We start from the raw sequence: 25,019 nt of genomic DNA, 5'->3' as shown, positions 1-25,019 counted from the left end.
CGGTTGATCAGGAAGCGGTACTCCCCGGGGACTTCCGTGCCCGTGCCGCGTTGTCGACCAGCCGCTGGAAGGCGGGGGCGGCGGCGTGGACGGCGGTGGCGAGTGCCTGTTGGTCCTCGGGGGAGAGGGTGGCCAGCAGTTCGGCGAGCCGGTTCGTACGGCCGCGGCGCCGCTCGGCGAGCAGCTCCCGCCCGGCGTCGGTGATCGCCACCAGCACCACCCGCCCGTCGTGCGGATCGTCGACCCGGGTCACCAGACCCTGCCGCTCCAGTCGCTGGATCAGCTGGGTCATCGAGGGCTGGGTGACGCCCTCGTCGGCGGCCAGGGCCGTCAGTCGGGACGGCCCCTCCCGGCTGAGCCGGCCGAGGGTCGAGGCCGTGGTGAAGCTGATGTCCCGGTTGGTCAGATGGCGCACCGCGAGGAACGCCAGCTGCTCCAGCGCCTCCGCGACCTGCTCACGGGTCGCGGGGACGTCGGGTTCCCGGGGGCCGGACTGCTGCGTGTATTCCACATCTATATTTATATCATGCCTCTATATAGGTAGCCTATGCAGATGGCTGTGCAGGGCCTCACAGCCGCCCGTGGCGCCTGCGGGGAGGGCGCCTCAGCGGAAGATTCCGGTGTGGCCGAGGGAGTAGCGGCCGGGCTGGGGGTAGACCGCGAGCCCGTGCGGGCCGCCGCCGACCGGGATCCGGGCGCGCAGCCGGCCGTTGCGGGTGTCGATCGCGTAGACCTCGGCGTTGTAGCGGCCCGAGAGCCACAGCACCTTGCCGTCGCTGGACACCCCGCCCATGTCGGGGCTGCCGCCGCCGGGGAGCCGCCACCGCTGCACCAGCTTGCCGGTCTTGAAGGACAGTACCGAGATGGTGCCCTCGCCGCGGTTGGAGATGTACATCGAACGGGAGTCGCGGCTGACGTACAGGCCGTGGGTGCCCTTTCCGGTGGGCAGCAGCCGCGGCTTGCCGAAGGTGTCGCCGTTGAGCACCCACAGGCCGTTCGCCACCATGTCGGCGATGTACCACGTCTTGCCGTTGGGCGAGATCTTGACGTCCTGCGGCATGGCCCCGGCGATCGGCAGCCGCTGCTTGGCGACCACCTTCTTCTTCGCGGTGTCCACCTTCAGCAGCTCACCGGAGAACTCGCACGAGACGATGAAGTAGCGCCCGTCCGGCGAGAAGTCGGCGTGGTTGACGCCATAGCAGTTCGCCGGCACGGACTTGACCACCTTCATGGTGTGCGCGTCCCGGAAGACCAGCGCCCGGTCCATGGAGGCCATCACCACGGCGTACTTACCGTCCGGGGTGAAGTAGAGGTTGTACGGGTCATGGACGTCCACCGGGCGGCCGACCCGGCCGCTGGCGGGGTCGATCGGGGTGAGGGTGTTGCCCAGGTCGTTGTTGACCCACAGCGTCTTCAGGTCCCACGAGGGCACCACGTGCTGCGGCTGATGGCCCACCTGGATGGTGCGGACGACCTTGAACTTCCTCGGGTCGATGACGCTCACCGTGTCCGAGAGCGTATTGGGCACGTACACCCGCGACGGAAAGTCCTTCACCGCCCGGGACAGCTTCCCCGGCCGGTCGGCCGCATAGAGGTCATGGGGGTCCAGCGGGGGCGGCATCCCCGGCAGCAGCCGGGCCAGCGCCGCCTTCTTCTTCGCCGCGGCGGCCGCCTCCAGCGCGCTCTGCCGCGCCGACGCCGACTTCGCCCGGTCGGGCCGGTGCTCGCTGGTGGAGGCGCAGGACGGTACCGCGGCCCCGCACAGCAGCAGGACCACCGCGGCCCGGACCGTGGCGCGCCGCCGGAGCGCGCGGGAGTGGGAGCGGGACGAGCCACGGGCCACGGGTTCCTCCAGCGGTGAGGGTGGGCTTCGGCCGTCACCCGCACCGTGGCCGGCCATGGCCTCACCCTGGCACCGCCCCCGCCCACCGGCATCCGCCAGCGGCCAAGCGGGGGAGGGGCGTACCGCCCTCGGCCGAAGCGGGTGGGCCGCACGGCGTAGGATCGCGGCCGACTCCGGGGAAGGCCCCGGAACTTCGCGCGGAGGGGGACGGACAGTGCGGTTCGGACTGCTGGGCACCGGACACTGGGCGGCCGAGACCCACGCGGCGGCGCTCGCCGCGCACCCGGTGGCCGAACTGGCCGGGGTCTGGGGCCGCGACCCGGCGAAGGCGCGGGCGCTGGCGGACCGCTGGGGCACCCGCGCCCACGCCGACGCCGACGCGCTGATCGCCGACGTGGACGCCGTGGCCATCGCCCTCCCGCCGGACATCCAAAGCGACCTCGCCGAGCGGGCCGCGCTGGCCGGGCGCCATCTGCTCCTGGACAAGCCGCTGGCCTTCGGCACCGAGGAGGCCGACCGGATCGTGCGCGCCGTGGACGAGCGCGCACTGGCCTCCATCGTGTTCTTCACCAACCGCTTCGCGGCGCCCGTCGAGACCTTCCTCCAGGAGACCGCGGCGGCCGGTGGCTGGGACGGTGGCCGTGCCACCGCCTTCGCCTCGATCTTCCAGCCCGGCGGCCACTACGGCGGATCCCACTGGCGGCGGGAGCGCGGCGGACTGTGGGACGTCGGCCCGCACTCCCTGTCCGTCCTGCTCCCGGTCCTCGGCCCGGTGGCCGAGGTCACCGCCCTGGACGGGCCGCGCGGCGCTGCGCATGTGCTGCTGCGCCACCAGTCCGGCGCCATCGGCACGCTCGCGCTCACCCTGGACGCCCGGCCCGCCGCCCAGGGATTCTCCTGCGACTTCTACGGAGAGCGGGGGATCGCCGTGGTCCCCGACGCCGGGACCACCGCGGTGGCGGCCTTCGCCACGGCCGTCGACCGGCTGCTGAGCGGCGCCCGCGATGGCGGCGCGGCCGACCCCTGCGACGTGCGGTTCGGCCGCGAGGTCGTCGCGGTCCTGGAGGCCGCCGACCGCTCCCGCCGCGAGGGGCGCACCGTCGTACCGCGCTGAGTGACGGCCGCGCCGCGCCGAGTGGCGGAAGGCCCCGTTCCCCCCCCGGCCACGCCCCGCATATTCCGGCGTTCCCTGGGGAATCGGGGGCCATGACCAAGCTCAGCCTGCCCGATTCCATCCGGGCCTGCCTGTTCGACCTCGACGGCGTGCTGACCAGGACCGCCGTGGTGCACGCGGCGGCGTGGAAACAGATGTTCGACGAGTTCCTGCGGCGGCGCGACGGCCCCTCCTTCCGTCCCTTCGACTCGGCCGGCGACTACGACGAGTACGTGGACGGCCGTCCGCGCGCCGACGGGGTGCGCACCTTCCTGGCCTCCCGGGACATCGATCTGCCCGAGGGCGGGCCGGACGATCCGCCCGACGCGGACACCGTGTACGGCCTGGGCAACCGCAAGAACATCCTGGTCCTGGAGAAGATCCGTGAGGAGGGAGTCGAGGCGTACCCGGGCTCGGTGCGCTTCGTGGAGGCCGCGCGCGCCGAGGGCCTGCGGACCGCGGTCGTCTCCTCCAGTGCCAACTGCCGCGATGTGCTGATCGCCGCCGGTATCGAGGACCTCTTCGAGGTGCGGATCGACGGTGTGGTCGCGGCCGAGCGCAAGCTGCCCGGCAAACCGCACCCCGACACCTTCCTGGAGGCCGGACGGGAGCTGGACACCGCCCCCGAGGCGGCCGCCGTCTTCGAGGATGCCCTGGCGGGCATGGAGGCCGGGCGCTCGGGGCACTTCGGCTGTGTCGTCGGCGTGGACCGGGTGGGCCAGGCCGACGCGCTGCGCGCACACGGCGCGGGCATCGTGGTCAAGGATCTCGCCGAGCTGCTGGAGGACGACTCGTGATCACCGATTCCTCATATGTCGTCGACCCCTGGGTGCTGCGGGAGATCGATCTCCGGCTCGATCTGCTGCCCCAGAGCGAATCGGTCTTCGCGCTCTCCAACGGCCACATCGGCTGGCGCGCCAACCTCGACGAGGGGGAGCCCCACGGCCTCCCCGGCTCCTATCTCAACGGCGTCTACGAACGGCGTCCGCTGCCCTACGCCGAGGCCGGCTTCGGCTATCCCGAGGCCGGCCAGACCATGATCAACGTAACCAACGGCAAGATCATCCGGCTGCTGGTGGACGACGAGCCCTTCGACCTGCGCTACGGACGGCTGCGCTCCCACGAGCGCGTGCTCGACCTGCGCGCCGGGGTGCTGCACCGCACCTGCGAATGGACCTCCCCCTCCGGCACCAGTGTGCGGGTCCGGTCCACCCGGCTGGTCTCCCTCACCCAGCGGGCCATCGCCGCCGTCGCCTACGAGGTGGAGGCCGTCGACGCCCAGATCCGCGTCGTCGTCCAGTCCGAACTGGTCGCCAACGAGCAGCTTCCCGAGCGCGCCGGTGACCCCCGGGTGGCCGAGGCCCTAAAATCCCCGCTGAACCCCGAGGAGAACGCCGCCAACGACAAGCGGCTGCGGCTGGTCCACTGCACCGAGGACAGCGGCCTGCGGGTCGCGGTCGCCGCCGACCACCTGATCACCGGGCCGCCGCCCACCCGCCACGCCAGCGAGAGCGGCGATGACGTCGCCCGCCTGACCGTCACCTCGGTGCTGGAACCGGGCCAGGTCCTGCGGCTGGAGAAGCTGGTGGCCTACGGCTGGTCGGGCGCCCGCTCGCTGCCCGCCGTACGGGACCAGGTCGAGGCCGCGCTCGCCGGGGCCGCCAGCACCGGCTGGCGCGGCCTGGTGGACCAGCAGCGCGCATGGCTGGAGGACTTCTGGTCCTGCGCCGATGTGGAGGTCGAGGGCGACGCCGAGATCCAGCAGGCCGTGCGCTTCGCGCTCTTCCACGTCCTGCAGGCCGGCGCCCGCGCCGAGGAACGGGCCATCCCCGCCAAGGGCCTCACCGGCTCCGGCTACGACGGCCACACCTTCTGGGACACCGACACCTTCGTCCTGCCCCTGCTCACCTACACCTTCCCCGAGTCCGTGGCCGAGGCGCTGCGCTGGCGCCAGTCCATCCTGCCCGCCGCCCGGGAGCGGGCCCAGCAGCTGGGCCACGACGGCGCCACCTTCCCCTGGCGCACCATCGAAGGCTCCGAATGCTCCGGATACTGGCCGGCCGGCACCGCGGCCTTCCACGTCAACGCCGATGTGGCGGACGCGGTGGTGCGCTATGTGGCCGCCACCGGCGACGAAGAGTTCGAGCGCGAGACCGGCGTGGAACTGCTGGTGGAGACCGCCCGGCTGTGGCGCTCCCTCGGCCACCACGACCACCACGGCCGCTTTCACATCGACGGGGTGACCGGCCCCGACGAGTACAGCGCCATCGCCGACGACAACATCTACACCAACCTCATGGCCCAGTCGAACCTGCGGGCCGCCGCCGACATCATCGAACGCCACCCGGACAAGGGCTCCGAACTGGGCGTCGACGACGAGGAAGCCGCCGCCTGGCGGGACGCGGCCGAGTCCATGTCGGTCCCGTACAACAAGACCCTGGGCGTCCATGAGCAGTCCGCGGACTTCACCGGCCACCAGGAGTGGGACTTCCAGGGCATGCGCGCCGACCAGTACCCGCTGATGCTCAACTTCCCCTACTTCGACATGTACCGCAAACAGGTCGTCAAACAGGCCGATCTGGTGCTGGCGATGTATCTGCGCGGCGAGTGCTTCACCGAGGAGGAGAAGGCACGCAACTTCGACTACTACGAGCGGCTGACGGTCCGGGACTCCTCCCTGTCCGCGTGCACCCAGGCCGTCATGGCCGCCGAGGTCGGCCATCTGCGGCTCGCCTACGACTACTTGGGCGAGGCAGCCCTGATGGACCTGAAGGACCTGGAGCACAACACCCGCGACGGTTTGCACATCGCCTCGCTCGCCGGCACCTGGATCGCCCTGGTCGCCGGGTTCGGCGGGATGCGGCACCGCGACGGCAGGCTGGAGTTCTCGCCGAAGCTGCCCGAGAAGCTGGCCCGGCTCGCCTTCACCATGCAGGTGCTGGGCCGCAGGCTGCGCGTGGAGATCACCGGCCGCAGTGTCACCTACTCCCTGACCGAGGGCGCCCCCATGGAGATCCGGCACTACGGCCAGCCCCTCACCGTCTCCGAAAAGACCCCCCGGACCTGCGACATCGCCGAGCTGACGGCACGTCCCGAACCCCACCAGCCCCCCGGCCGACGCCCGAACCGCCGCGCCTGAGACGCGCCGCACACACAGCGCGGACGCCGCACACAGCGAGGAGCGCGCGATGGACCCCCTGGAGGCCCTGGACCGGATCGCGTTTCTCCTGGAGCGCGCCCAGGCGCCGACCTACCGGGTGCGTGCCTTCCGCACGGCCCAGGCGGTGCTCGCCGGCCTGGACCCCCAGGAGGTGGAGCGGCGTGCCGCGAACGGCACCCTCCGGTCGCTCAAGGGGCTCGGGCCGAAGACCTCCCAGGTGGTCAAGGAGGCGCTGAAGGGCGAGGTGCCCGGGTATCTGGCGAACCTTGAGGCCGGGGCCGCCGAGGCCGAGTCCGAGCCCGACGAGGACGCGGCGAAGCTGTGCGCCGCGCTGCGCGGGGACTGCCATATGCACTCCGACTGGTCCGACGGCGGTTCCCCGATCGAGCTGATGGCCCGTACGGCGGCGCGGCTGGGGCACGCATGGGCGGTGCTCACCGACCATTCCCCGCGGCTGACGGTGGCCCGCGGCCTCTCGGCGGACCGGCTGCGCGCCCAGCTGGACGTGGTGGCGGAGCTGCGCGCGAAGCTGGCTCCTTTTCAGCTGCTCACCGGGATCGAGGTGGACATCCTCCCCGACGGCTCCCTGGACCAGGAGCCGGAGCTGCTGGACCGGCTGGATGTGGTGGTGGCCTCGGTCCACTCCAAGCTGCGGATGGACGCCCGCCCCATGACCCGCCGGATGGTCACCGCCGTCAGCGATCCGCTGGTCGATGTGCTGGGCCACTGCACCGGACGGCTGCTCGGCGGAAAGCGCCCCGAGTCCGCCTTCGACCCTGAGGAGGTCTTCGGCGCCTGCGCGGAGACGGGCACCGCCGTAGAGATCAACTGCCGTCCGGAGCGGCTGGATCCACCGCGCAGGCTGTTGCGCGAGGCCGTCCGGGCGGGGACCTTCTTCTCCATCGACACCGACGCCCACGCGCCCGGCCAGCTCGACTGGCAGCGCAACGGATGCGCCCGGGCCGCGCAATGCGGGGTGCCGGCGGAGCGCGTCATCACCACCTGGACGGCCCAGGAGCTGGTGGAGTGGACCCGCACGCGCCGGCCCCCGCGCCGTGCGAGCTGACGGCCTCCATCAGCCATGCGCACCGGCGGGCATACGCGAGATGCACGATGAATTCGCCTATGTGTGGTAAATCATCACATCATCTCCCCCGGTCGGGCTACCGTACAGGCGTCACACGCCCCGCCGGGGGCGTGGCCCACCGGGGGAACGCATGACGGACATGACGGAGCTGGACGACGCCGCCATCGAGCGGATCCTGACGATGGTCGACGCCTCGGCGCGCGCCGTCGCCGAGGACGAACACGAGGAGCTCTTCGAGGAGTTCGCAGAGGAGACGCGCGCCCGTCGGCGGGTGCCCGGCGCCGGGGAGTTCTTCGACGACGTCAGTGGGGCGCCCGCGGTCGACACCCATGTGTATCTCACCATCGGGCTGTCCGTGCTCGGCCAGATCGCCTTCACGGTGCTCTCGACGGCGACCGACATGGCCGTCCAGCGCGGCCTGCGGGACGCCGTCGGCTATCTCAGGCGTTGCCTGCGCGGCGACGCCGCCACCGGCGGGACGGCCGACGGGACGGACACCGAGGACGAGGACAGCGCGGCGGGGCTCGCCCGGCGGGTGACGGTGGAGGTGATGCTTCCCGCGGAGGTGGACCCGGCCACGGTACGGGCCGTCGTTCGGATCCAGGCGGAAGCGCTCATCCGCTCAGAACCCGGCCCCGATGACGGCCCCGACGGCGACCTTGACGACGGTAGGGACCCCGCCGGGCCCGGCCGTCCATGACCGCTGCGTCCCCGGTCCGCCGGCTGCGCCGGGCCGAGCGGACCTGCTGGACCGTGCTCATCGGGCCGCTGTGCGCGGCGCCCGCCACCGGGGCGAGCGTGCTGACCACAGGGGACGATCGGCTGTCCGGGCCGGCCGCGGTCGGCGCCACCGCGTTCCTGGCCGTCCTCGTCCTCCTCATCGTCTTCCTGCTGCCCCTCGTCAACGAGTGGCGGGCCGACTCCCTGAGCGGTCGAGAGGCCGAGGAGGCGCCGCACCCGGTCGACTGGTCGGCGAAGGGCTGGGTGCGCGTCCGGGACACCTTCCACTCCGTCGGACTGGACACCGCCCGGCTGGACGCGGTCTCCAGCTGGTCCCCGGTGGCCGACCTGAAGGTCGTCCACGTCCCCCAGCCGTCCCCGGGACGGCTGGGCCGGATGGAGGACTGGGGGACGAGACTGCAGCGCCGCAAGTCCGTCTGGGCCGTCGGCGCCGCGGGCGGACTGGCCTTCGCCGTACTGCAGGACCGGATCTCCCTGCCGTTCGACGGGGAGCGTCTCCTGGTGCCCGCAGTCATCCTGGTCGCCGCGCTCTGGGCGGTCGCGGGCACCTTCCTGTACCACGCGCTCACCCTGAACGTCCGCAGGCCCACCGTCCATGTCGCCATCCCGCGCAGCTGGCGCACCCTGCTCAGAAGCCCGGCCGGGGCGGTCCTGCTCCGGCACGAGATCTCGCATCTGCGCCACGGTGATCCGATGCGACGGCGCTATCTGCGTCATGCGCCGGCGGCGGGGAAGGCCGCCGTGTTCTTCGACGGGATGACGGCCCTCGCCATCACCCCCGTGGAGAGCCCGGCGCAGACTCTCACGTCGATTGCCGTCTTCGTCCTCACCCTGACCTGCGGCCTCTACGCCAACAACCGCGCCCACCGGGCCCTGGTCACGCTGATGGAGATGCGGGCCGACGCCGAGGCGGTCACGGACGCGGAGTCGGCGGACCGGCTGTCCGCCTTCCTCACCCATCAGCAGGAGAAGAACCCGACGCGGCAGAAGGCCGACCGGCTGCTGGCCCTCTCCCGCGGATGGACCGGCGGCCACCCCGCCCCCTACGCCCGTGCCGTCGCCGCCGCATGGGTCTTCGCGGCCGGCGTCTGTATTCCGGCGATCGGGATCTGGACGGGCGTCCTGGACGGGGTGTCCGCGTGAGGGGTGGTCAGGGGCGGTCGCAGGTCGACAGGCCGGGTCGCCAGTGGCAGGCGATGGCGGCGAACCCGCCGTCCGCCGTCACCGGCACGGACAGCGTCCGCCCGCCGCGTATCACCGTGGGCGTGCGGACCAGACCGTCCGGGCCGTCCAGGAGCAGATCGACGAGCCAGCGGCCCGGCTCCAGCCGCAGCGGCACCTCGGCGGTGTGCGCGGGGCCGGTGAACGTACCGCCGATGAACCACCGCGAGCCGCTGGCGCGGGCGAGCACCGCGCTCTCACCGGGCCGCCCGGTCAGCAGCCGGGTGCGGTCCCAGGTGGCGGGGATCTGCTCCAGGAAGCGGCGGGCGAGCGGACGGGCGTCATAGGACTCCGGGGTGCCCGCCAGGTCCTGGATGCCGGACTCGTAGAGCACCGACAGGCCGACTTCTCCCGCGTCCGAACCCGCGTTGGGTCGCTCGGCCCGGTGGAAGGCCCCGGGGGTGAAGTCCATGGAGCCGATCACATTGCGGGTGAAGGGCAGCGTCGCCAGATGCTGCGGGGTGTTGGTCCGCTTCTCCTCGCCGTTCACCCCCTCCATCGACATCACCTGCGGCCAGGTGCGCTGGATGCCCTTGGGGATCGTCGAGCCATGGAAGTTGACGAGCAGATGGTGGTCCGCGGTGGCCTTGAGGATCTCGTCGTACCAGCGCAGCGTCTCCTGGGCCTCGGAGTCCATGAAGTCGATCTTCACGCCCTTGACCCCCCACTTCTCCAGCGTGGGCAGCCACAGCTCGCGCTCCTCGGCGGTGTCGAGGTCGCGGTGGTGGATCCAGACCTGGATGCCCACATGCCGCTCGCGCGCGTAGTCCACGAGCTGCGGAATCCAGCTGTTGCGCGGCCAGCCGGGATCGGTGACATCCCACTGGTCGGGGTCGAAGTACCAGCCCGCGTCCACCACCACGTACGGCCAGCCGCGCTGGGTCGCGTAGTCCACGTACCCCTTCTGCATCGACAGGCTCTGCCCGGCCGGCTTGCCGCCCGCGAGCCAGGTCCACAGCGCGGGCCCGGGCCGGATCCACGAGGTGTCGGCGACCCGTGACGCGGGCGCCAGATCGTCGGTGAAGGTGGACTGGGTGACGGTCGCCAGATCGCCCACGATCAGCGCGCGCCAGGGTGTGCTGAGCGGTCCGTCGGACGCGACCCGCTGGTCCCAGAGTCCGATGCGGTACGTGGGCTGTCCCTGCTGATGGATCAGCCGGGCGGCGGAGTAGCGGCCGCTGAGATCCGACTCGGCGATCAGGGCGTAGCCGCCCGCCGTCTCGAAGAGCGCCTGGGCCATGTACTCGCCGGTGGGCGCGGTCGCCGCGGTGTACTCCTTGAACAGGTTCTCGTTGTCCTTGCGGTAGTCGCCCAGCCATGCGGCCGCGTCCGGGGGCAGGGTGAAGGCCGAGGTCTCGCCGAGGACATCGCCGCTGCCGGAGGGCAGGACATAGCGATAGGCGACCCCGTCGTCCGAGACCCGCACCACGAGGTCCAGCCGGGCGCTTCCGCTGCCCCGGAACCGGAAGCGGGTCTCGGTCATCCGCGCCGTGCGCGAGCGCTGCTTGCCGACCGTCGACCGGTAGCGCTCCACGACGGTGCGGTCGTGGCGCCCCAGATAGCGCAGCCCGTGCGACAGATCCGCCCGTTCGGTGACGATGCCCACGGGCGAGGGCTCGACCACCGTCCGTCCGCCCCGGGACACCTGGAGCGTCAGCGCTCCCGAGGCTCCGTCGAGCCGCAACTGCGCGAGGGGACCGGAGTGGGGTGAGGGGCCGCGCACGGTCCAGGCGGAGTCCTTCGCCTGCGCGGGCCCGGTGTTGAAGAGCGTCATGGCCAGGACGCCGCAGAGCAGAATTGCCACAGCGGAGCGTCGGTAAGATCTCGGCATTGTTGCCTCCCGAGGCGGATACGTTACCGAGTCATCCGATAACTGGGGAGGGGTTGGGCGTCATTACGCCCCGTCAAGGGTTATTGGTGCCTGAGAGATCGGATCTATGGCTGGGCCGCTTCCCGGGACGGAGCCACGGGTGGAGGGTCGGCGGATGGACCCGCGTACGGTCCGGACAGGGAGGCGCACACGATGAGCGGCACGGCTCGACCCGGCGACCCGGACCGGGAGACGGCGAACCGGGAGAAGGTGAACCCGGCCCCGGCCCCGAACCCGGCCCCGACCCCGGGTCCCGCCGACCCCGAGGGCGGGGAGTCCGCCTGCTGGCTGGATCGGGTCTGCGCCGACTGCGGCGCGATCCAGGACACCGCGCCCTTCGCTCGCTGTGCGCGCTGCGGAGCCCCCGGGGAGTGAGCACATGGGGCGCCCGGCCGCCCGCCCCCGGTGCCCAACTCCCTTGGGCGGCCCACCAGGTACGGTCTGATCATGACCGCCGGCGCGCGGGTGCCGGCCGCCGGAGACCGCGGCCACCGTACCCCGCCCGGATGACCCACGGCATCACGGACCAACGGGGGGCTTCGCCGTCGTGTTCTCCACCTCCACCTCCGACCCGCCGTCCCCTTCGGCGACGGCCCACATGGTCGTCTGCGGTGACGACGCGCTCGCCCACCGCCTCGCCGCCGAGCTCCATGACGTCTACCGGGCACGGGTGACGGTCGTCATCCCCGGCGGCGCCCCCTTGGCGGATCCGGCCGGGCAGCAGGTGGCGGGATGGCGGCCGGGTGGCCGTACCTCCGCGCTCTTCGGCCGGTTCAGCGCGGCCGTCGGACGGGTCCCGCTGCCCCGGCAGACCCCGGACGACCCCGCTCCGGAGGAGGGAGTGCGGGTCATGGAGGTCCCGGCGCTGGACGAAGAGGTGCTGACCGAGGCGGGTGTGGAGCATGCCACGGCGCTCGCCCTGGTCCATGACGACGACGAGGCCAACATCCACGCCGCCCTCCGCGCCCGCCGCCTCAACCCCCGGCTGCGGCTGGTGATCCGGCTCTACAACCGCAAGCTCGGCCAGCATCTGGAGGAACTCCTCGACGAGGCGGCGCGGGTGGCCGATCCCGGTATGGACCCGGCGGAGCTGGACGCCACCACCACCGTACTGTCGGACGCCGACACCGCGGCCCCGGCCCTGGCGGCCACCGCCGTCGCGGGCACCAGCAAAGTGCTCCAGGCCGACGGGCTGCTGCTGCGCGCGGCCGAGCGCACCCCACCCGGCCCCGACGAGGTCGCCCGCCCCGGGCTGTGCACCCTCGCCCTGCTCTCGTCCACCACCAGCGACCCCGGCGGCAGCGAGGGCTCCGACAGCAGCGGGGACGAAGGGCCCAAGCTGCTGCCCGGAGACGAGGAGGTGGCCGCCGCCACCGGGCGCGACACGGTGGTGCTCGAGGCCGTCTCCGCCACCGGCTCACCGCTGCCGCCACGGCGGCTAGGCACCCGCAGACTGCCCCTCGCCTCACTGTTCTCCCGCCGGCTGCGCTGGTCCGTCGCCGGAATGGCGATCGCCGTGCTCGCCCTCACCATCGCCTCCTGGCAGCTCACCGGAGCCGGTCTGCTCCGCGCCGCCTACCTCACGGTGCTGGACGTGCTGGCGATCGACGACCCGGCGCTCGACGAGCCGACCGGACGCAAGGTCCTCCAACTGCTGTCCGGGCTGACCGGGCTGCTGATGCTGCCCGTCCTGGTGGCCGCCGCGCTCGAAGCGCTGGGCACCTTCCGCACCGCCTCAGCGCTGCGCCGCCCTCCGCGCGGCCTCTCCGGCCACGTTGTGCTGCTCGGGCTCGGCAAGGTCGGCACCCGGGTCCTGGCCAGACTCCGGGAGATGGACATCCCCGTGGTGTGCGTGGAAGAGGACCCCGGGGCGCGCGGCATCCCGCTTGCCCGCAGGCTGGGGGTGCCGACGGTCATCGGCGATGTCACCCAGGAGGGTGTTCTGGAGGCCGCCAAGATCCAGCGGGCACACTCCCTGCTCGCCCTGACCAGCGTCGACACCACCAACCTGGAGGCGACGCTGTACGCCCGCTCGGTCAAGCCTCGGCTGCGGGTGGCACTGCGCCTGTACGACGACCGCTTCGCCACCGCCGTCTACCGCACGCTGCGCGCGGCCCATCCACGGGCCCTCACCCGCAGCCGCAGCGTCTCCAGCCTGGCGGCCCCGGCGTTCGCCGGGGCGATGATGGGGCGTCAGATCCTCGGTGCCATACCGGTCGAGCGCCGGGTGCTGCTCTTCGCCGCCCTGCATGTCGCCGGGCATCCGCAACTGGAGGGACGGACCGTCGCCGAGGCGTTCGCACCGGGTGCCTGGCGGGTGATAGCGCTGGACGCGGCGGAACCCGCCGACCGGCAACGCGACCTCGCCGCGGCGCCTCCCTACGACGGCGCCACCCAGGAGCCCGCCCTGGTGTGGGATCTGCACCCCGGCTATGTCCTGCGCCCGCACGACCGTGTGGTGCTGGCGGCCACCCGCCAGGGCCTGGGCGAAATCCTCGCGGGGGCGGCGGCCCGCCGCAACTGACCTCGAGCCGCCCGTGGCTCTGGGGAGCGCGGGGGCCACATGGTGCGGCGGTGTCCGGGATGCGATGATGCCGGGCGACAAAGGCGACGGCGGAACGAGGAAGCCGGTGTGAATCCGGCGCGGTGCCGCCACTGTGATCGGCGAGCGGATCCCGAAGAGGCCACTGCCCGTACACGTGCGGGTGGGAAGGCCGGGACGAGCATCGACCCGAGAGCCAGGAGACTCACGCGGTCGCCTCCTCGACGGAAACCGGGGCGGACTTCCCCGGAGGAGGGTGGTGCGCCATGCCTGTCAGGCCGACCGACCCGGTGCCGTGCCGGGTGACCGTATGCCGGGACTGCTGCTGCGGCAGCCCCAAGGTGACCGGAATCGACCATGCGGCGCAGATCGCGCGGCTCGGTGAGGAGGCGCCCGTCCGCGTCTCCGCGTGCCTGGACGTCTGCGATCAGGCCAATGTGATCGTGGTGCAGCCATCGGCGGCCGGACGTGCCGCCGGGGGCAGGCCGGTATGGCTCGGCCTGGTCAACGACGCGGACGCGACGGAGGACATCGTGGCCTGGGTCACGGCGGGCGGCCCCGGTGTGGCACCGCTGCCCGACATCCTCGATCTGTACGCCTTCTCACCACGGCGGCGTGCCTCGCCCGAGCCGTCATCCGGTGGGCGCTGACCGGCCGAAGTCACCTATGGCTTCCGGGAGTTGCTCATTGGGAGCAGGAGTCTGGCGGCCCCGCACCCTGTGGGCTACCGTCGGTAACATGTTGCCGTCGCGGCAACCCCCTTCGCATCTCCCGGACCCTCCGAACCCCCTTCCGGAAGGCAGCCCATGGAGAACTCCACAGAGAATTCCGCCTCGCTTGCCGGGATCAGCCGCCGCCGCGCCCTGACGGCGGCGGGCGGTGTGCTCGCCGGCGTCGCGCTCGCCCAGGCGGCGGGTCCGGCGTTCGCCGCCTCCGGGGCGTCCTCGGACGTGGACGCCATCGTGGTCGGCGGCGGGCTCGCCGGGCTGGTCGCCACGGCGGAACTGGCGGCCGCGGGACGCAAGGTGCTCCTCCTCGACCAGGAGCCCGAGAGCAACCTCGGCGGCCAGGCGTTCTGGTCCTTCGGCGGCCTGTTCTTCGTCGACTCCGAGGAACAGCGGCTGATGGGTATCAAGGACACCCATGAACTGGCCTGGCAGGACTGGCTCGGCACGGCCGGCTTCGACCGCGGCGTCTCCGATCCCGCCGGCCAGGACTACTGGGCCCGCAAATGGGCCGAGGCGTACGTGGACTTCGCGGCCGGAGAGAAGCGGTCCTGGCTGCACGGGCTCGGCGTGCAGTGGTTCCCGATCGTCGGCTGGGCCGAGCGCGGCGGCGGCCTCGCGGACGGGCACGGCAACTCGGTGCCGCGTTTCCATGTCACCTGGGGCACCGGTCCGGCCGTGGTCGAGCCGTTCGAGAAGAAGGTGCGCGCGGCCGCGAAGGACGGGCGGGTGACCTTCAAGTTCCGGCACCGGGTGGACGATCTGGTGGTCACCGGCGGTGCCGTCACGGGGGTGAGCGGTGCGATCCTGGAGCCGAGCGACGCCGCCCGCGGCAAGCCCACCTCGCGCACCGTGGTGGGCCACTTCGAATTCAACGCCCCGGTGGTGATCGTCACCTCGGGCGGTATCGGCGCCAACCACGATCTGGTACGGCGGAACTGGCCCGACCGGCTCGGCTCACCGCCGAAGTTCATGGTCACCGGCGTCCCGGCGTATGTGGACGGCCGCATGCTCGCGATCACCGAGAAGGCGGGCGGACGGATCGTCAACCCCGACCGCATGTGGCACTACACGGAGGGCCTCAGAAACTACGACCCGATCTGGCCGGGCCATGGCATCCGCATTCTGCCGGGCCCCTCGTCGATGTGGTTCGACGCGAAGGGCAAGCGCTTCTCCACCCCCGACATCCCGGGCTACGACACCCTGCACACCCTCGGAACGATCACCGCCACCGGCTATGACTACTCCTGGTTCGTCACCACCCAGAAGATCATCGCCAAGGAGTTCGCGCTCTCGGGCTCCGAGCAGAACCCGGACCTGACCAACAAGGACGTCCTGCAGCTCCTCTCCCGCATCTGGCAGACGCCCGAGCCGATCCAGCGGTTCCGGGACAAGGGCGAGGACTTCGTCGTCGCCACCTCCCTGCCTCAACTGGTCGCGGGCATGAACAAGATGACCGGCGACCACTTGATCGACCTGGCGGACCTCACCCGGCAGATCGAGGCCCGCGACCGCGAGATCGCCAACCCGTACACCAAGGACGTCCAGGTCATGGGCATCCGTAACGCGCTCGCCTACCCCGGGGACACGCTCAGCCGCACCGCCTCCGCGCACCGGATCCTGGACCCGTCCGCCGGACCGCTGATCGCCGTGCGCCTCAACATCCTCACCCGTAAGACCCTCGGCGGCCTCCAGACCGACCTCACCGGCCGGGTCCTGGACGCCTCCGGCAACCCGATCACCGGCCTGTACGCGGCCGGTGAGGTCTCGGGCTTCGGCGGCGGGGGAGTGCACGGCTACCGCTCCCTGGAGGGCACCTTCCTCGGCGGCTGCCTGTTCTCGGGCCGCGCCGCGGGCCGTGCGGCGGCGGCCGCGACCGCGACCTGAACCGGCGGGCGGACGGGCGGTGGCGCACCGGGCACATGGCAGACTCCTCCTGCGGTCCGCGGGCGGCCGGGAGCATCTCCGGCCCATGAAGTCGCTGGGGCAGGGAGGGTGTATGGGCGGGGACGATCCGCATATCCATGTCGAGTCGAAGGTCGTCCGCGGCGTCGCCGCCGTCCGCAACATGATGGCGTCCACCTTCGGGCTGGCCGGTGACCTGCCGAGCCGCATCGCCACTGGATGCGGGCTGCGGGCGCCGTACGCGATGACCTCTCCGCGTCCGGAGAACGTCACCTGCCTCGCCTGCCGTGAGTACGCGCGGCTGGAGCATCTGCGCTTCGCGGACGAGCTCGAACGGCTGGGGCGGATGCCCGGATCGACCATCAGCACGGCCCAGGCGAAGCTGGCCGCGGACCGGCATCGCGACCTCGCGGAGCGGTTCTCCGCCGCGGAGTGATGCGGCGGGCGGCGGAGCCTTCGCCGCCCGTCCCGCTCGTCGACGGACTCCGCTACGGCACCCGCCCCGGGTCCGGCCGGGCAACGGTGTGCTCCGCCGCTGCGCGCTGTGGCGGCATCATGCCTTCCGGCGGCTGCCGGCGCCGCCTGGAAACGGCTGTGGGGGTGGTGAGGACGGCCAGGCAGGCGAGGACGAGTGCGATGCCGGTCCAGCCGGCGGCGGGGAGCCGTTCGCCGATGACCAGCACGGCGAGGACGGCAGCGATGGCCGGTTCGAGCAGGGAGAGCGTGGTCGCCGTGCTCGCGGGCACATGTGCCAGTCCCCAGCCGAACAGGACGTAGCCGGTGAACATGGGCACCACCGCCATGTAGGCGCCGACGGCCATATTGGACCGGGAGTCGAGCAGCGGGGCGCCGGTGACCAGGAGGACGGGCACAAGGAGCAGTCCGCCCAGGCCGAACACCGCGCCCATCGCCGCGCGGGAGGCGATTTTGTGGGTGATCAGCCGATGCGCCGCCCAGGAGTAGAGGGCGTAGGCCGTGGCCGCGATGAGGCCCAGCCCCATGCCGAGCATCGTGGCGGCCATGGATGCCTGCTCCCGGTCGCCGGGGGCCTGAGCGGCCTGGGCCGCGCACAGCATGAGGGTGCCCAGGAGGCCCAGGGCGGCGCCGAGTGTCCAGCGGCGCGTCAGCCGGCGCCGGTCCATGACGCGTTCGATCACGGCTGAGGCCAGTGGCGCCATGCCGATCGACACCACGGTTCCCACCGCCACCCCGGCCAGATGCATCGAGCTGTAGAACGCCAAGGGGTAGACCGCCACCGCGAAGGCGCCGAGCAGTACGGTGCCGCGCCGCGCACGCAGCCGCGGGGCCTGACGGGCGATGCGGGGGGCTGCGACCAGGGCTTGGAGCAGCCCGCCCAGGCCCATGGCGACGGCGCCGATGGCAAGAGGCCCCACCCCCGGGGCGAAGGTCGCCGCGGTGCCGGTGGTGCCCCACAGCACGGACGCGGCGAGCACACACAACGATCCGGCGCCCGCCGAACGGGCGCCGTGCCCGGTGGGCCGCCTCACAGCCTGTCCAGCAGGGCCGCCGCCATCGCGCGGGCGTGCCGCAGCCGACTGCCGTCGCCTTCCAGGCCGGCGCGCGCCATCGCGCCCTCCAGCAGGAACGCCAGGTGCTCCGCCAAGGTGCGCACGTCGTCGGGGCGCCCGGGCAGCAGTTCTTCGAGGTGCCCGGCGATCAGGCGCTCGACCTCCTCCTTGTGGCGGCGTACGACACTCCGCCCCTCGTCTCCGGCGGGCAGCTCGGCGGCCGCGTTGAGCAGGCCGCAGCCGCGAAAGCCGCGCTCGTAGGCGAACGCCGCGTGATCGGCGTAGGCGTCGAAGGCCGCGAGGACGCCGTCGCGGGGGTTCTGGACCTGCTCCAGCCGTGAGGTGTACAGCGCGAGCCACTCCTCGTGCCGGGCATCGAGATAGGCCCTGACGAGATCGGCCTTGGAGGAGAAGTTGTTGTACAGGCTCATCTTCGCCACGCCGGCTTCGGTGGTGATCGTGTCGATTCCGGTCGCCGTCACGCCGTCGGCGTAGAAGCGCCGCGCGGCGGCCGCCAGCAGGCGCTCCCGGGCCGGCCGCCGCCTTCCGGGATCCGTCGTCCTCGTACCGGTCTCACTCATCGCATGCATCCCGCCAGATTAGGTAGGTAGGTCTACCTACTGTAGAGGGCGATGAGAGATCCGGGAAGTGGGTTTCAGCGGCGACCGGTCCCCGACGCCGCCCGCGGCCCCACCGCCGACTGAGCGGCAGAACGAGGGGGTACTCGGACGCGCCAGGATGTGGCCTGCTCGCGCTACGAGTGATCTTCCAGAGGACGGAGGAGAGATCATGGCAGCCGAGACCTATGACCGCCGGCGAACGGCAGTGCTGCTGGTCGACCCGTACAACGATTTCCTCTCCGAGGGAGGCAAGGTCTGGCCGGTCGTGCAGAGCGTCGCCGAGAAGGTCGGCCTGCTGGACCATCTGCGCGCCGTCGTCGGCACCGCCCGGCAGTCCGGGGTGCGGGTGGTGTTCGTCCCGCACCGCCGCTGGGAGCCGGGTGACTACGAGTCGTGGACCCACCCCAATCCGACCCAGCGGAACATCATGGTCCGGCACAGCTTCGCCCGGGACACCTGGGGCGGGGAGTTCCACCCCGACTTCCAGCCGCGGCCGGGGGAGGTGGTGGCCCATGAGCACTGGGCGCAGAGCGGGTTCGCCAACACCGACCTGAATATGCAGCTCAGGCAGCACGGCATCACCCATGTGATTCTCATCGGACTGCTGGCGAACACCTGCATCGAGTCCACCGGACGCTTCGCCATGGAGCTCGGCTACCACGTCACGCTGGTCCGTGACGCCACCGCCGCCGCCACACCCGAGATGATGCATTCCGCGCATGAGCTCAACGGCCCCACCTTCGCCCATGCCATCCTCACCACGAGCGAGCTCCTCACCGCGTTGCCAGGGGAGGGCTCCGGGACGTAGCGGCCGTGCTCTACGGCGTGGGGGCCGAGCGGGAACCGGCGACGCGGCCCTCCGGGATCTCCCCACGGGGCGGGGTCTCCAGGGATCGGCGCAGCGCCAGGTGGCGGACCAGGGCGATCCAGGTGAGGACGGTGACGAGTGCGCACACGCCCCACCAGCCGGCCCGGCTCCAGACCTGGACCCCGAGCCAGGAACCCGCGCTGCCTCCCAGATAGGCGCAGGTCATATAGGCGGTATTGAGTCTGCTGCGGGCGTCCGGGCGCAGGGCGTAGACGCGGGCCTGGTTGGCGACCATGCCGGACTGCATCGCCACGTCCAGGAGCAGCGTGCCGACCGTCAGGGCGGCCAGGCCCACCGTCCCGCCCCGGGCCCCCGCGGCGAGGATCACGGCGGAGACGAGGACCCCGAGCATGCAGACGAGGTTCACCGGATCGGGCCCTCGGCGGTCCACCAGGCGGCCGGCGAGCGGGGTGCAGAACATGGTCGCCGCGCCGACCAGGGCGAGCATCCCGACGGCCTGGGCACCCAGCCCGTAAGCCGGACCGGTGAGGAGGAGCGCCAGACAGGTCCAGACGGCCGAGAATCCGGCGAAGACGGTCGCCTGGTACAGGCAGGAGCGGCGCAGCTCCGGCTCGGTACGCAGCAGCCGCAGCGGTTCGGCCAGGAGCGCGGGGTAGGACTGCCGGGAGGCCGGGGCCGTGGCCGGCACCACGAACGCCAGGACGGTGGCGAGGAGCAGGGCCAGGACCGCGGCCACGAGATAAGGGGCCCGCCAGCCCAGCCATTCGCCGAGCGTGCCGCTGAAGGTGCGGGCCAGCAGCATGCCGCCGGTCGATCCGCTCAGCAGAGTGCCGATCACCGCTCCTCGGCGGTCGGCTGCCACCAGTCCGGCCGCCAGCGGGCCGACGATCTGCGCGGCCACGGTGGTCAGGCCGACGAGGGCGCCGGCGGCGACGAGGGGCGGCAGGGCCGGTGCGCACCCCGCGGCGAGCAGGGCCAGGCCGGTGAGGGCGAGCAGGACGACGAGGAACGAGCGGTGCGGGATCCGGTCGCCGAGCGGCACCAGCAGGACGATCCCGGCCGTGTAGCCGACCTGGGTGGCGGTCACCACCAGGGCGGCGGAGTCGGCCGACACCTGCAGTCCGTCGGCGACCAGCGGGGCGATGGACTGCGGGAAGTAGATGTTGCCCACCGCCACCGCGCAGGTGATGGCGAGGATCAGGACCATGCGGCGGCTCATGCGTCAGTCCACCGGCCCATCGGCGGCGCCGTTCGCCACGGCCGTTGCCTGTGCATGCGTGGGATACGTCATGGGCTGAAGTCCATGGCACCGGCGTGCCCCTGCCAATCGATGTAGTGTATGGCTTAATGATCAGCTTTGCGCTCGATGTCGAGGACCTGGCGGACACGCGATTCGCCGTATCGCCCTTGAACGAGACGGTGTTCAGCCTGCGAGTGCTGCACGATCCGAGCCTGTCCGCGGTGCACCTCCCGTGGCGCAGATCCGCGCTCGGCGGACTCGGAGACCTCGACACGGACCTGTTGATGTCCTTGGTGGCGCGCAGACGCACCCTCCCGGACTTTCTGACTCCACGGCCCGCGAGCTTCGCCCCGGCCTTCGAGGACGAACTGGCCGTCGTTGGCCGGACTCCTCCCGGGCTGGTCCGCCGCGACCTGCTGGCCACCCACGCGCCGGACCCGCTGCCCCGAGCGCTGCGCGACGCCACCGCTGTCGACGACGCACCCGTCGCCGCACTCCGCGACACCATCTGCGCACTCCTGCGGCAGTACTGGGAGACCGCCGTCAAGCCGATGTGGCCGCAGATGCGACTGGTCGTGGAGGCGGACATGACCTACCGCGCACGGCAACTGGCCATGGGGGGCGCCCGCTTGCTCTTCGCCGATATGCATCCCAATCTGCGATGGCACAACGGGGTGCTGTACATCGCCAAGATGATCAGCCGGCACCATGTCGCGGCATCCGGCCGGGGGCTGCTCCTGCTGCCCTCGGTCTTCGCGCACAAGCCCGCGCCCCCGGTGAGCCCGGAGGAACCTCCGTCGCTGGTCTATCCCAGCCGTGGGGTGGCGACGCTCCGGGCCTCGGCGCCCGCCGACGGCGCGCCCGCGCTCGTGTCGCTCATCGGTGCGCCCAGGGCAAGGCTTCTGGGCCTCCTGGAGGAGCCACTGCCCACCGTTGAGCTCGCCCGCCGCCTCAGGGTGACGCCGAGTGCCGTCTCCCAGCACCTGCGCGTGCTGCATGCCACAGGACTGGTCACCCGGGCACGCCACGGACGGCAGGTACTGTACCGGCGAAGCACTCTCGGCGACCAACTCGCGGCCCCGGACGGGTCGTACGCGTGAGGTGGCGGCCGCGGGGGCAGGGCCGAGCGTCCTTGACTTCACGTTTGGTTCAACTTTTACGGTCGGTTTCGTCGGACGCGTTCAAGCAAAGACGGAGGGACCGACCATGGAGTACTCCCACAGCGACGCCGAACTGATACGGCAGCCCATCGGCTACTGGAGTTGGGCGGCGTACAAAGCCGTTGTCACCCGCATCCAGGCCACGCTCGCCGGGATCGGCACCACCCAGCCACAGTGGTGGGTCCTCGCGCAGGTCGCACACGCCGACCCCGCCAAGACCCGCGACGAGGTGTCCGGCCTCCTCAGCAACTATCTCGAAGCGGGTCCGGAGGTCATGGAGGAGGAGATCGACCGGACCATCGCCCAGGGCTGGATCACCGAGGACGCCGAGGGACATCTGGGCATCACGGCGGAGGGCAGAACCTTCTTCGGCAAGGCCGCGGCCCTCCAGGACGAGCTGTGGACGGAGCGGCACGCGGGCATCTCCGACGAGGAGTACCTGACGACGGTCAAAGTGCTGCAGCGCTTCATCCACAACACGGGCGGACATGCCTGGCACCACTAGATCGCGTTTCCTCCGGCCAGGTGCGCAGCCAGGCCGGGAGGGACCGGCCCCTGTGCGCTCGTGGGTGTTCCGGGCGGTTCACACCGCCCGGAACACCCATGGCACCAGAGCCGCGGCGCGGCTACCTGGCCAGTTCGGCCGGTACATCCAGCCGGGTCAGCTTCCGTGGGTTTCTCACCACGTAGATCCGGGCGATGCGCCCGTTCTCCACCAGGAGGCTCACCGCGGACGGTTCGCCGTCGAAGGCGAGCCGGCCGGCGGGCGCGCCGTTGAGCCATACGGGCGTCGTCTCGAACGCGGCCACCACCTGGTTCGCGCGCGCCAGCAACTTCGCCACTTCCTCGGCACCGTGGATCGGAGCCCGCGCGGCGGCCACCACCCCGCCACCGTCGGCGATCATGACCACGTCCGGCGCCATGATCTCCATCAGCTCCTGCACCTGCCCGGTTTGCAGCGCGGCCAGGAACCGCTCCACCACGGCCTGTTGCTCCGAGCGGCTCACCCGCATCCGCGGCCGCCGGGCCGCCACATGCTCGCGGGCCCGTCGCGCGATCTGCCGCACCGTGGCCGCGGACTTCCCGATGGCCTCGGCGATCTCTCCGTACGGCATGTCGAAAACCTCGCGCAGCACGAACACCGCCCGCTCAGCCGGCCCGAGTGTTTCCAGGACGGTCAGCATCGCGATCGACACACTCTCCGCGAGTTCGACGTCCTCGGCGACATCGGGGCTGGTCAGCAGCGGCTCCGGCAACCACTCGCCGACGTATTCCTCGCGGCGGCGCGACAGTGTCCGCAGGCGGTTGAGCGCCTGGCGGGTGACCGTGCGGACGAGGTAGGCCCGCGGGTCGCGCACCCGCGACCGGTCGACGTCGGCCCACCGCAGCCAGGACTCCTGGACCACGTCCTCCGCGTCGGCGGCCGACCCGAGCATCTCGTATGCGACCGTGAACAGCAGGCTGCGATGGGCGACGAACGGATCCCCGGTCATGCCGTGGACGCTACGGCGGACGACTTCGCGGCGCGCGCGGAAAGCGGAATCCCGCAGGTGTCGGAGTAGCCCTGCGAGGTGATTCCGTGCGCCGTATTGCACCTGCTCGCGAAGTTGGCGAAGCCGATGTACACGGTGAGTTCGACCAGCGCCGCCGGGCCGAGCCGGTCCAGCAGGCTCGCGGACAGCTCGTCGGTGACGGTCGGCGGCGTATTCGTCATGGCCTCGGCGTACTCCAGGACGTCCCGCTCCAGCGGCGTGAACGCCTCCGACTCCCGCCAGCGCGGCACCTGGCTCGCCTTGGCCAGGTCCAGGTTCTGGTTCAGCGCGAGGAAGTAGTTGATGTCGAGGCACCAGCTGCACCCGATCTGTGAAGCGACCGCCATATGCGCGAACGTCTTGAGGCTCGCGTCGGCCGCGTCCCACGAACCCAGCTTGGCCGCGAACTCCCGGTTCGCCTCGGCGACCTTGGGGTTGTTCCACAGCACCTCGTCGGGCTCGGGCACCTCACCGAGCTGCTCGAGCAGGTTTTCCCGGAGCTCGGTGGGGAGCTCCCCCTTCGGAACGCGAAGTGACATGGTGTTCTCCCTGTGCGGTTGCCTGTTTGGCATGAAGACACCGCCGGGTCCGCGCATGTGACAGCGGCCGCCACCGTGCCTGGATCGTCAGGGGCACGGTGGCGCGCCACGGTCAGTAGGCGGTGGTGAGGATCTCCAGGACCTGGGTGTGATCGGGGGACAGGGGATTGTTCGTCGTCACCGCGTCCGCCACCGCCCCGGCGGCGATGGCGGGCAGCATGCCGCGGTCGGTGCCGAGCGTCCTCAGGGGGCGCTTCACATCGACGGCGCCCGCGATCTCGCGTACCGCTTCTATGGCGGCCCGCGCCCAGTCCCCATCGGCGGGCGGTGCCAGGCGCATGGCGCGCGCCACCTGCTCGTAGGCGCCCTGCGCGGCGGGGGCGTTGAACCCCATCACCTCTTCGAGGACGGCGGCGAGGGCGACGCCATGGGGGGTGCCGGTGTGCGCGGTCAGCGCGTGGCCGATGCCATGGACCAGACCGAGCCCGGAGAGGCTGAGTGCCTGGCCCGCGAGATGGGCTCCCAGCATCAGCTCGGCGCGGGCGTCGAGGTCCGCGCCGTCCCGGTACGCGGCGGGCAGGGCGTGGCTGACCATGGTCACGGCCTGTGTGGCGTAGGCGGTGGAGACCGGGTTCGCGCCGCGCGAGGCGAGTGACTCGATGCCGTGGACGAGGGCGTCGATACCGGTGGCGGCGGTGGCCGGTGCGGGCAGGCCCATGGTGAGCTCCGGGTCGAGCAGCGCGATGCGCGGCTTCACGGAGGGGTGGCCGATGTAGACCTTGCGGCAGGCGGTGGTGTCCTCGATGACCCCGAAGCCATTGGTTTCGGCGCCGGTGCCGGAGGTGGTGGGGATCGCGACGAGCGGGAGTCCGTCGGCCGCCTCCCAGAGTTCGTCGGCGTCGCCGGCCGTGGCCTTCGGGTTGCCGACCAGCAGGGATATGCCCTTCGCCGCGTCGAGTACCGAGCCACCGCCGAGGGCGACGACCGTGGCGGTGCCGAACGCACGGGCTCGTGCGGCACCCGCGTCGACGTTGGCGGTGGAGGGGTTGGGGGCCACCTCGTCGTAGACGGCGTACTCCAGCCCGGCGGCCCGGAGGGTCGTGAGGACCGGCTCGAGGACGCCCGCGGCGCGCAGGCCGTGGTCGGTGACGACGAAGGCGCGATCGTGGCCGGTGGCCGCGATCAGTGCGGGGAGTCGGCCGATGCGGCCGGGGCCGAACTCGATACGGCAGGTGGGGTCGATGCTCAGCGGCGTGGGACCGCCGGGCCCGGGAGAGGTCATGGGGTGCGACTCCTGGCGTCGTGGTGCGGGGTGGCGTTCGC

At 71.8% G+C, this 25,019-nt stretch carries 23 protein-coding genes and 1 riboswitch; of the genes, 14 read left to right on the top strand and 9 right to left on the bottom strand.

What is annotated here, in order from left to right; all coding sequences use genetic code 11:
- Positions 1-7: 7 nt before the first annotated feature.
- Together ACFYOY_RS28785 and ACFYOY_RS28780 are read right to left on the bottom strand one after the other, a co-directional pair.
- Entirely contained in the window at positions 8-511 is a 504-nt protein-coding gene (locus ACFYOY_RS28785) for a MarR family winged helix-turn-helix transcriptional regulator (protein ID WP_079059598.1), read from the bottom strand.
- A gap of 93 nt (positions 512-604) precedes the next feature.
- Entirely contained in the window at positions 605-1,900 is a 1,296-nt protein-coding gene (locus tag ACFYOY_RS28780) for a hypothetical protein (protein WP_388590436.1), read from the bottom strand.
- Positions 1,901-2,057: 157 nt separating this feature from the next.
- Between ACFYOY_RS28780 and ACFYOY_RS28775 the strand changes: the two genes are divergently transcribed.
- The 6 genes from ACFYOY_RS28775 to ACFYOY_RS28750 all read left to right on the top strand — a co-directional run bounded on the left by ACFYOY_RS28775 (position 2,058) and on the right by ACFYOY_RS28750 (position 9,127).
- Positions 2,058-2,957, top strand: a complete 900-nt coding sequence (locus ACFYOY_RS28775) for a Gfo/Idh/MocA family oxidoreductase (RefSeq protein WP_351890572.1) — start codon at positions 2,058-2,060, stop codon at positions 2,955-2,957.
- Positions 2,958-3,049: 92 nt separating this feature from the next.
- A complete protein-coding gene (locus tag ACFYOY_RS28770) occupies positions 3,050-3,793 on the top strand; it encodes a beta-phosphoglucomutase family hydrolase (protein WP_351890568.1) in 744 nt (247 codons plus the stop codon).
- Entirely contained in the window at positions 3,790-6,135 is a 2,346-nt protein-coding gene (locus tag ACFYOY_RS28765; protein WP_351890562.1) for a glycosyl hydrolase family 65 protein, read from the top strand. The genes ACFYOY_RS28770 and ACFYOY_RS28765 overlap by 4 nt, the downstream gene beginning before the upstream one ends.
- A gap of 49 nt (positions 6,136-6,184) precedes the next feature.
- Positions 6,185-7,222 (top strand): PHP domain-containing protein, encoded by a 1,038-nt coding sequence (locus ACFYOY_RS28760; protein WP_351890556.1) that lies wholly within the window; start codon positions 6,185-6,187, stop codon positions 7,220-7,222.
- Positions 7,223-7,373: 151 nt separating this feature from the next.
- Entirely contained in the window at positions 7,374-7,943 is a 570-nt protein-coding gene (locus tag ACFYOY_RS28755) for a hypothetical protein (protein ID WP_351890551.1), read from the top strand.
- Entirely contained in the window at positions 7,940-9,127 is a 1,188-nt protein-coding gene (locus tag ACFYOY_RS28750) for a hypothetical protein (RefSeq protein ID WP_351890544.1), read from the top strand. The genes ACFYOY_RS28755 and ACFYOY_RS28750 overlap by 4 nt, the downstream gene beginning before the upstream one ends.
- Positions 9,128-9,134: 7 nt before the next feature.
- On the opposite strand, the gene ACFYOY_RS28745 is transcribed toward ACFYOY_RS28750, so the two are convergent.
- Complete coding sequence (locus tag ACFYOY_RS28745) at positions 9,135-11,036, bottom strand: glycoside hydrolase family 97 catalytic domain-containing protein (RefSeq protein ID WP_351890539.1); 1,902 nt, start codon at positions 11,034-11,036, stop codon at positions 9,135-9,137.
- A 192-nt stretch (positions 11,037-11,228) separates the two neighbouring features.
- Between ACFYOY_RS28745 and ACFYOY_RS28740 the strand changes: the two genes are divergently transcribed.
- From ACFYOY_RS28740 to ACFYOY_RS28720, 5 genes are all read left to right on the top strand, one after another.
- Complete coding sequence (locus ACFYOY_RS28740) at positions 11,229-11,450, top strand: hypothetical protein (protein WP_351890533.1); 222 nt, start codon at positions 11,229-11,231, stop codon at positions 11,448-11,450.
- A 223-nt stretch (positions 11,451-11,673) separates the two neighbouring features.
- Complete coding sequence (locus ACFYOY_RS28735; protein ID WP_351890893.1) at positions 11,674-13,599, top strand: NAD-binding protein; 1,926 nt, start codon at positions 11,674-11,676, stop codon at positions 13,597-13,599.
- Positions 13,600-13,692: 93 nt separating this feature from the next.
- Positions 13,693-13,824: riboswitch (cobalamin riboswitch) on the top strand.
- Between the two features lie 59 nt (positions 13,825-13,883).
- Entirely contained in the window at positions 13,884-14,267 is a 384-nt protein-coding gene (locus ACFYOY_RS28730; RefSeq protein WP_351890528.1) for a (2Fe-2S) ferredoxin domain-containing protein, read from the top strand.
- 156 nt (positions 14,268-14,423) lie between these two features.
- The gene (locus tag ACFYOY_RS28725; protein ID WP_351890523.1) at positions 14,424-16,229 is read left to right on the top strand and encodes an FAD-binding dehydrogenase; all 1,806 of its coding nucleotides are present in this window, start codon (positions 14,424-14,426) and stop codon (positions 16,227-16,229) included.
- A gap of 112 nt (positions 16,230-16,341) precedes the next feature.
- Entirely contained in the window at positions 16,342-16,683 is a 342-nt protein-coding gene (locus tag ACFYOY_RS28720) for a hypothetical protein (RefSeq protein ID WP_351890516.1), read from the top strand.
- 52 nt (positions 16,684-16,735) lie between these two features.
- Here the strand turns inward: ACFYOY_RS28720 and ACFYOY_RS28715 are convergent, their stop codons facing one another.
- Entirely contained in the window at positions 16,736-17,755 is a 1,020-nt protein-coding gene (locus tag ACFYOY_RS28715; protein ID WP_351890511.1) for a DMT family transporter, read from the bottom strand.
- Positions 17,752-18,357, bottom strand: a complete 606-nt coding sequence (locus tag ACFYOY_RS28710) for a TetR/AcrR family transcriptional regulator (protein WP_351890506.1) — start codon at positions 18,355-18,357, stop codon at positions 17,752-17,754. The genes ACFYOY_RS28715 and ACFYOY_RS28710 overlap by 4 nt, the downstream gene beginning before the upstream one ends.
- A 208-nt stretch (positions 18,358-18,565) precedes the next feature.
- Here ACFYOY_RS28710 and ACFYOY_RS28705 point away from each other — a divergent pair, with 208 nt between their 5' ends.
- The gene (locus ACFYOY_RS28705) at positions 18,566-19,204 is read left to right on the top strand and encodes an isochorismatase family cysteine hydrolase (RefSeq protein WP_351890502.1); all 639 of its coding nucleotides are present in this window, start codon (positions 18,566-18,568) and stop codon (positions 19,202-19,204) included.
- Between the two features lie 10 nt (positions 19,205-19,214).
- Here ACFYOY_RS28705 and ACFYOY_RS28700 read toward each other — a convergent pair whose 3' ends face one another.
- Entirely contained in the window at positions 19,215-20,444 is a 1,230-nt protein-coding gene (locus ACFYOY_RS28700) for an MFS transporter (protein ID WP_351890497.1), read from the bottom strand.
- 128 nt (positions 20,445-20,572) lie between these two features.
- On the opposite strand from ACFYOY_RS28700, the gene ACFYOY_RS28695 reads away from it, so the two are divergent.
- Together ACFYOY_RS28695 and ACFYOY_RS28690 are read left to right on the top strand one after the other, a co-directional pair.
- Positions 20,573-21,565: an ArsR family transcriptional regulator gene (locus tag ACFYOY_RS28695; RefSeq protein ID WP_351890491.1), complete on the top strand. Its 993-nt coding sequence runs from the start codon at positions 20,573-20,575 to the stop codon at positions 21,563-21,565.
- Positions 21,566-21,671: 106 nt separating this feature from the next.
- On the top strand, positions 21,672-22,130 hold the full coding sequence (locus tag ACFYOY_RS28690) for a MarR family transcriptional regulator (protein WP_351890485.1): 459 nt from the start codon (positions 21,672-21,674) through the stop codon (positions 22,128-22,130).
- 121 nt (positions 22,131-22,251) lie between these two features.
- Here the strand turns inward: ACFYOY_RS28690 and ACFYOY_RS28685 are convergent, their stop codons facing one another.
- From ACFYOY_RS28685 to ACFYOY_RS28675, 3 genes are all read right to left on the bottom strand, one after another.
- Positions 22,252-23,118, bottom strand: coding sequence for an RNA polymerase sigma-70 factor (locus ACFYOY_RS28685; RefSeq protein WP_351890479.1), 867 nt, complete (start codon positions 23,116-23,118; stop codon positions 22,252-22,254).
- Positions 23,115-23,696 (bottom strand): carboxymuconolactone decarboxylase family protein, encoded by a 582-nt coding sequence (locus ACFYOY_RS28680; protein ID WP_351890473.1) that lies wholly within the window; start codon positions 23,694-23,696, stop codon positions 23,115-23,117. The genes ACFYOY_RS28685 and ACFYOY_RS28680 overlap by 4 nt, the downstream gene beginning before the upstream one ends.
- A 112-nt stretch (positions 23,697-23,808) precedes the next feature.
- On the bottom strand, positions 23,809-24,978 hold the full coding sequence (locus ACFYOY_RS28675; RefSeq protein WP_351890467.1) for an iron-containing alcohol dehydrogenase: 1,170 nt from the start codon (positions 24,976-24,978) through the stop codon (positions 23,809-23,811).
- Positions 24,979-25,019: the final 41 nt, after the last annotated feature.

Source organism: Streptomyces sp. NPDC007875, assembly GCF_042868035.1.
GTDB classification, from domain to species: domain Bacteria; phylum Actinomycetota; class Actinomycetes; order Streptomycetales; family Streptomycetaceae; genus Streptomyces; species Streptomyces antimycoticus.
Note: the sequence above shows the minus strand (reverse complement) of the source record. Positions and strands in the feature narration are given on the sequence as shown.

Excerpts from the sequence above, each read along its gene's own strand:
- ACFYOY_RS28675 (WP_351890467.1), bottom strand. The coding sequence starts at position 24,978 with ATGACCTCTCCCGGGCCCGGCGGTCCCACGCCGCTGAGCATCGACCCC.
- ACFYOY_RS28735 (WP_351890893.1), top strand. The coding sequence starts at position 11,674 with ATGGTCGTCTGCGGTGACGACGCGCTCGCCCACCGCCTCGCCGCCGAG.
- ACFYOY_RS28695 (WP_351890491.1), top strand. The coding sequence starts at position 20,573 with ATGATCAGCTTTGCGCTCGATGTCGAGGACCTGGCGGACACGCGATTC.
- ACFYOY_RS28730 (WP_351890528.1), top strand. The coding sequence starts at position 13,884 with ATGCCTGTCAGGCCGACCGACCCGGTGCCGTGCCGGGTGACCGTATGC.
- ACFYOY_RS28710 (WP_351890506.1), bottom strand. The coding sequence starts at position 18,357 with ATGAGTGAGACCGGTACGAGGACGACGGATCCCGGAAGGCGGCGGCCG.
- ACFYOY_RS28760 (WP_351890556.1), top strand. The coding sequence starts at position 6,185 with ATGGACCCCCTGGAGGCCCTGGACCGGATCGCGTTTCTCCTGGAGCGC.
- ACFYOY_RS28685 (WP_351890479.1), bottom strand. The coding sequence starts at position 23,118 with ATGACCGGGGATCCGTTCGTCGCCCATCGCAGCCTGCTGTTCACGGTC.
- ACFYOY_RS28780 (WP_388590436.1), bottom strand. The coding sequence starts at position 1,900 with ATGGCCGGCCACGGTGCGGGTGACGGCCGAAGCCCACCCTCACCGCTG.
- ACFYOY_RS28680 (WP_351890473.1), bottom strand. The coding sequence starts at position 23,696 with ATGTCACTTCGCGTTCCGAAGGGGGAGCTCCCCACCGAGCTCCGGGAA.
- ACFYOY_RS28700 (WP_351890497.1), bottom strand. The coding sequence starts at position 20,444 with ATGAGCCGCCGCATGGTCCTGATCCTCGCCATCACCTGCGCGGTGGCG.
- ACFYOY_RS28720 (WP_351890516.1), top strand. The coding sequence starts at position 16,342 with ATGGGCGGGGACGATCCGCATATCCATGTCGAGTCGAAGGTCGTCCGC.
- ACFYOY_RS28750 (WP_351890544.1), top strand. The coding sequence starts at position 7,940 with ATGACCGCTGCGTCCCCGGTCCGCCGGCTGCGCCGGGCCGAGCGGACC.
- ACFYOY_RS28745 (WP_351890539.1), bottom strand. The coding sequence starts at position 11,036 with ATGCCGAGATCTTACCGACGCTCCGCTGTGGCAATTCTGCTCTGCGGC.
- ACFYOY_RS28725 (WP_351890523.1), top strand. The coding sequence starts at position 14,424 with ATGGAGAACTCCACAGAGAATTCCGCCTCGCTTGCCGGGATCAGCCGC.
- ACFYOY_RS28705 (WP_351890502.1), top strand. The coding sequence starts at position 18,566 with ATGGCAGCCGAGACCTATGACCGCCGGCGAACGGCAGTGCTGCTGGTC.
- ACFYOY_RS28690 (WP_351890485.1), top strand. The coding sequence starts at position 21,672 with ATGGAGTACTCCCACAGCGACGCCGAACTGATACGGCAGCCCATCGGC.
- ACFYOY_RS28755 (WP_351890551.1), top strand. The coding sequence starts at position 7,374 with ATGACGGACATGACGGAGCTGGACGACGCCGCCATCGAGCGGATCCTG.
- ACFYOY_RS28770 (WP_351890568.1), top strand. The coding sequence starts at position 3,050 with ATGACCAAGCTCAGCCTGCCCGATTCCATCCGGGCCTGCCTGTTCGAC.
- ACFYOY_RS28740 (WP_351890533.1), top strand. The coding sequence starts at position 11,229 with ATGAGCGGCACGGCTCGACCCGGCGACCCGGACCGGGAGACGGCGAAC.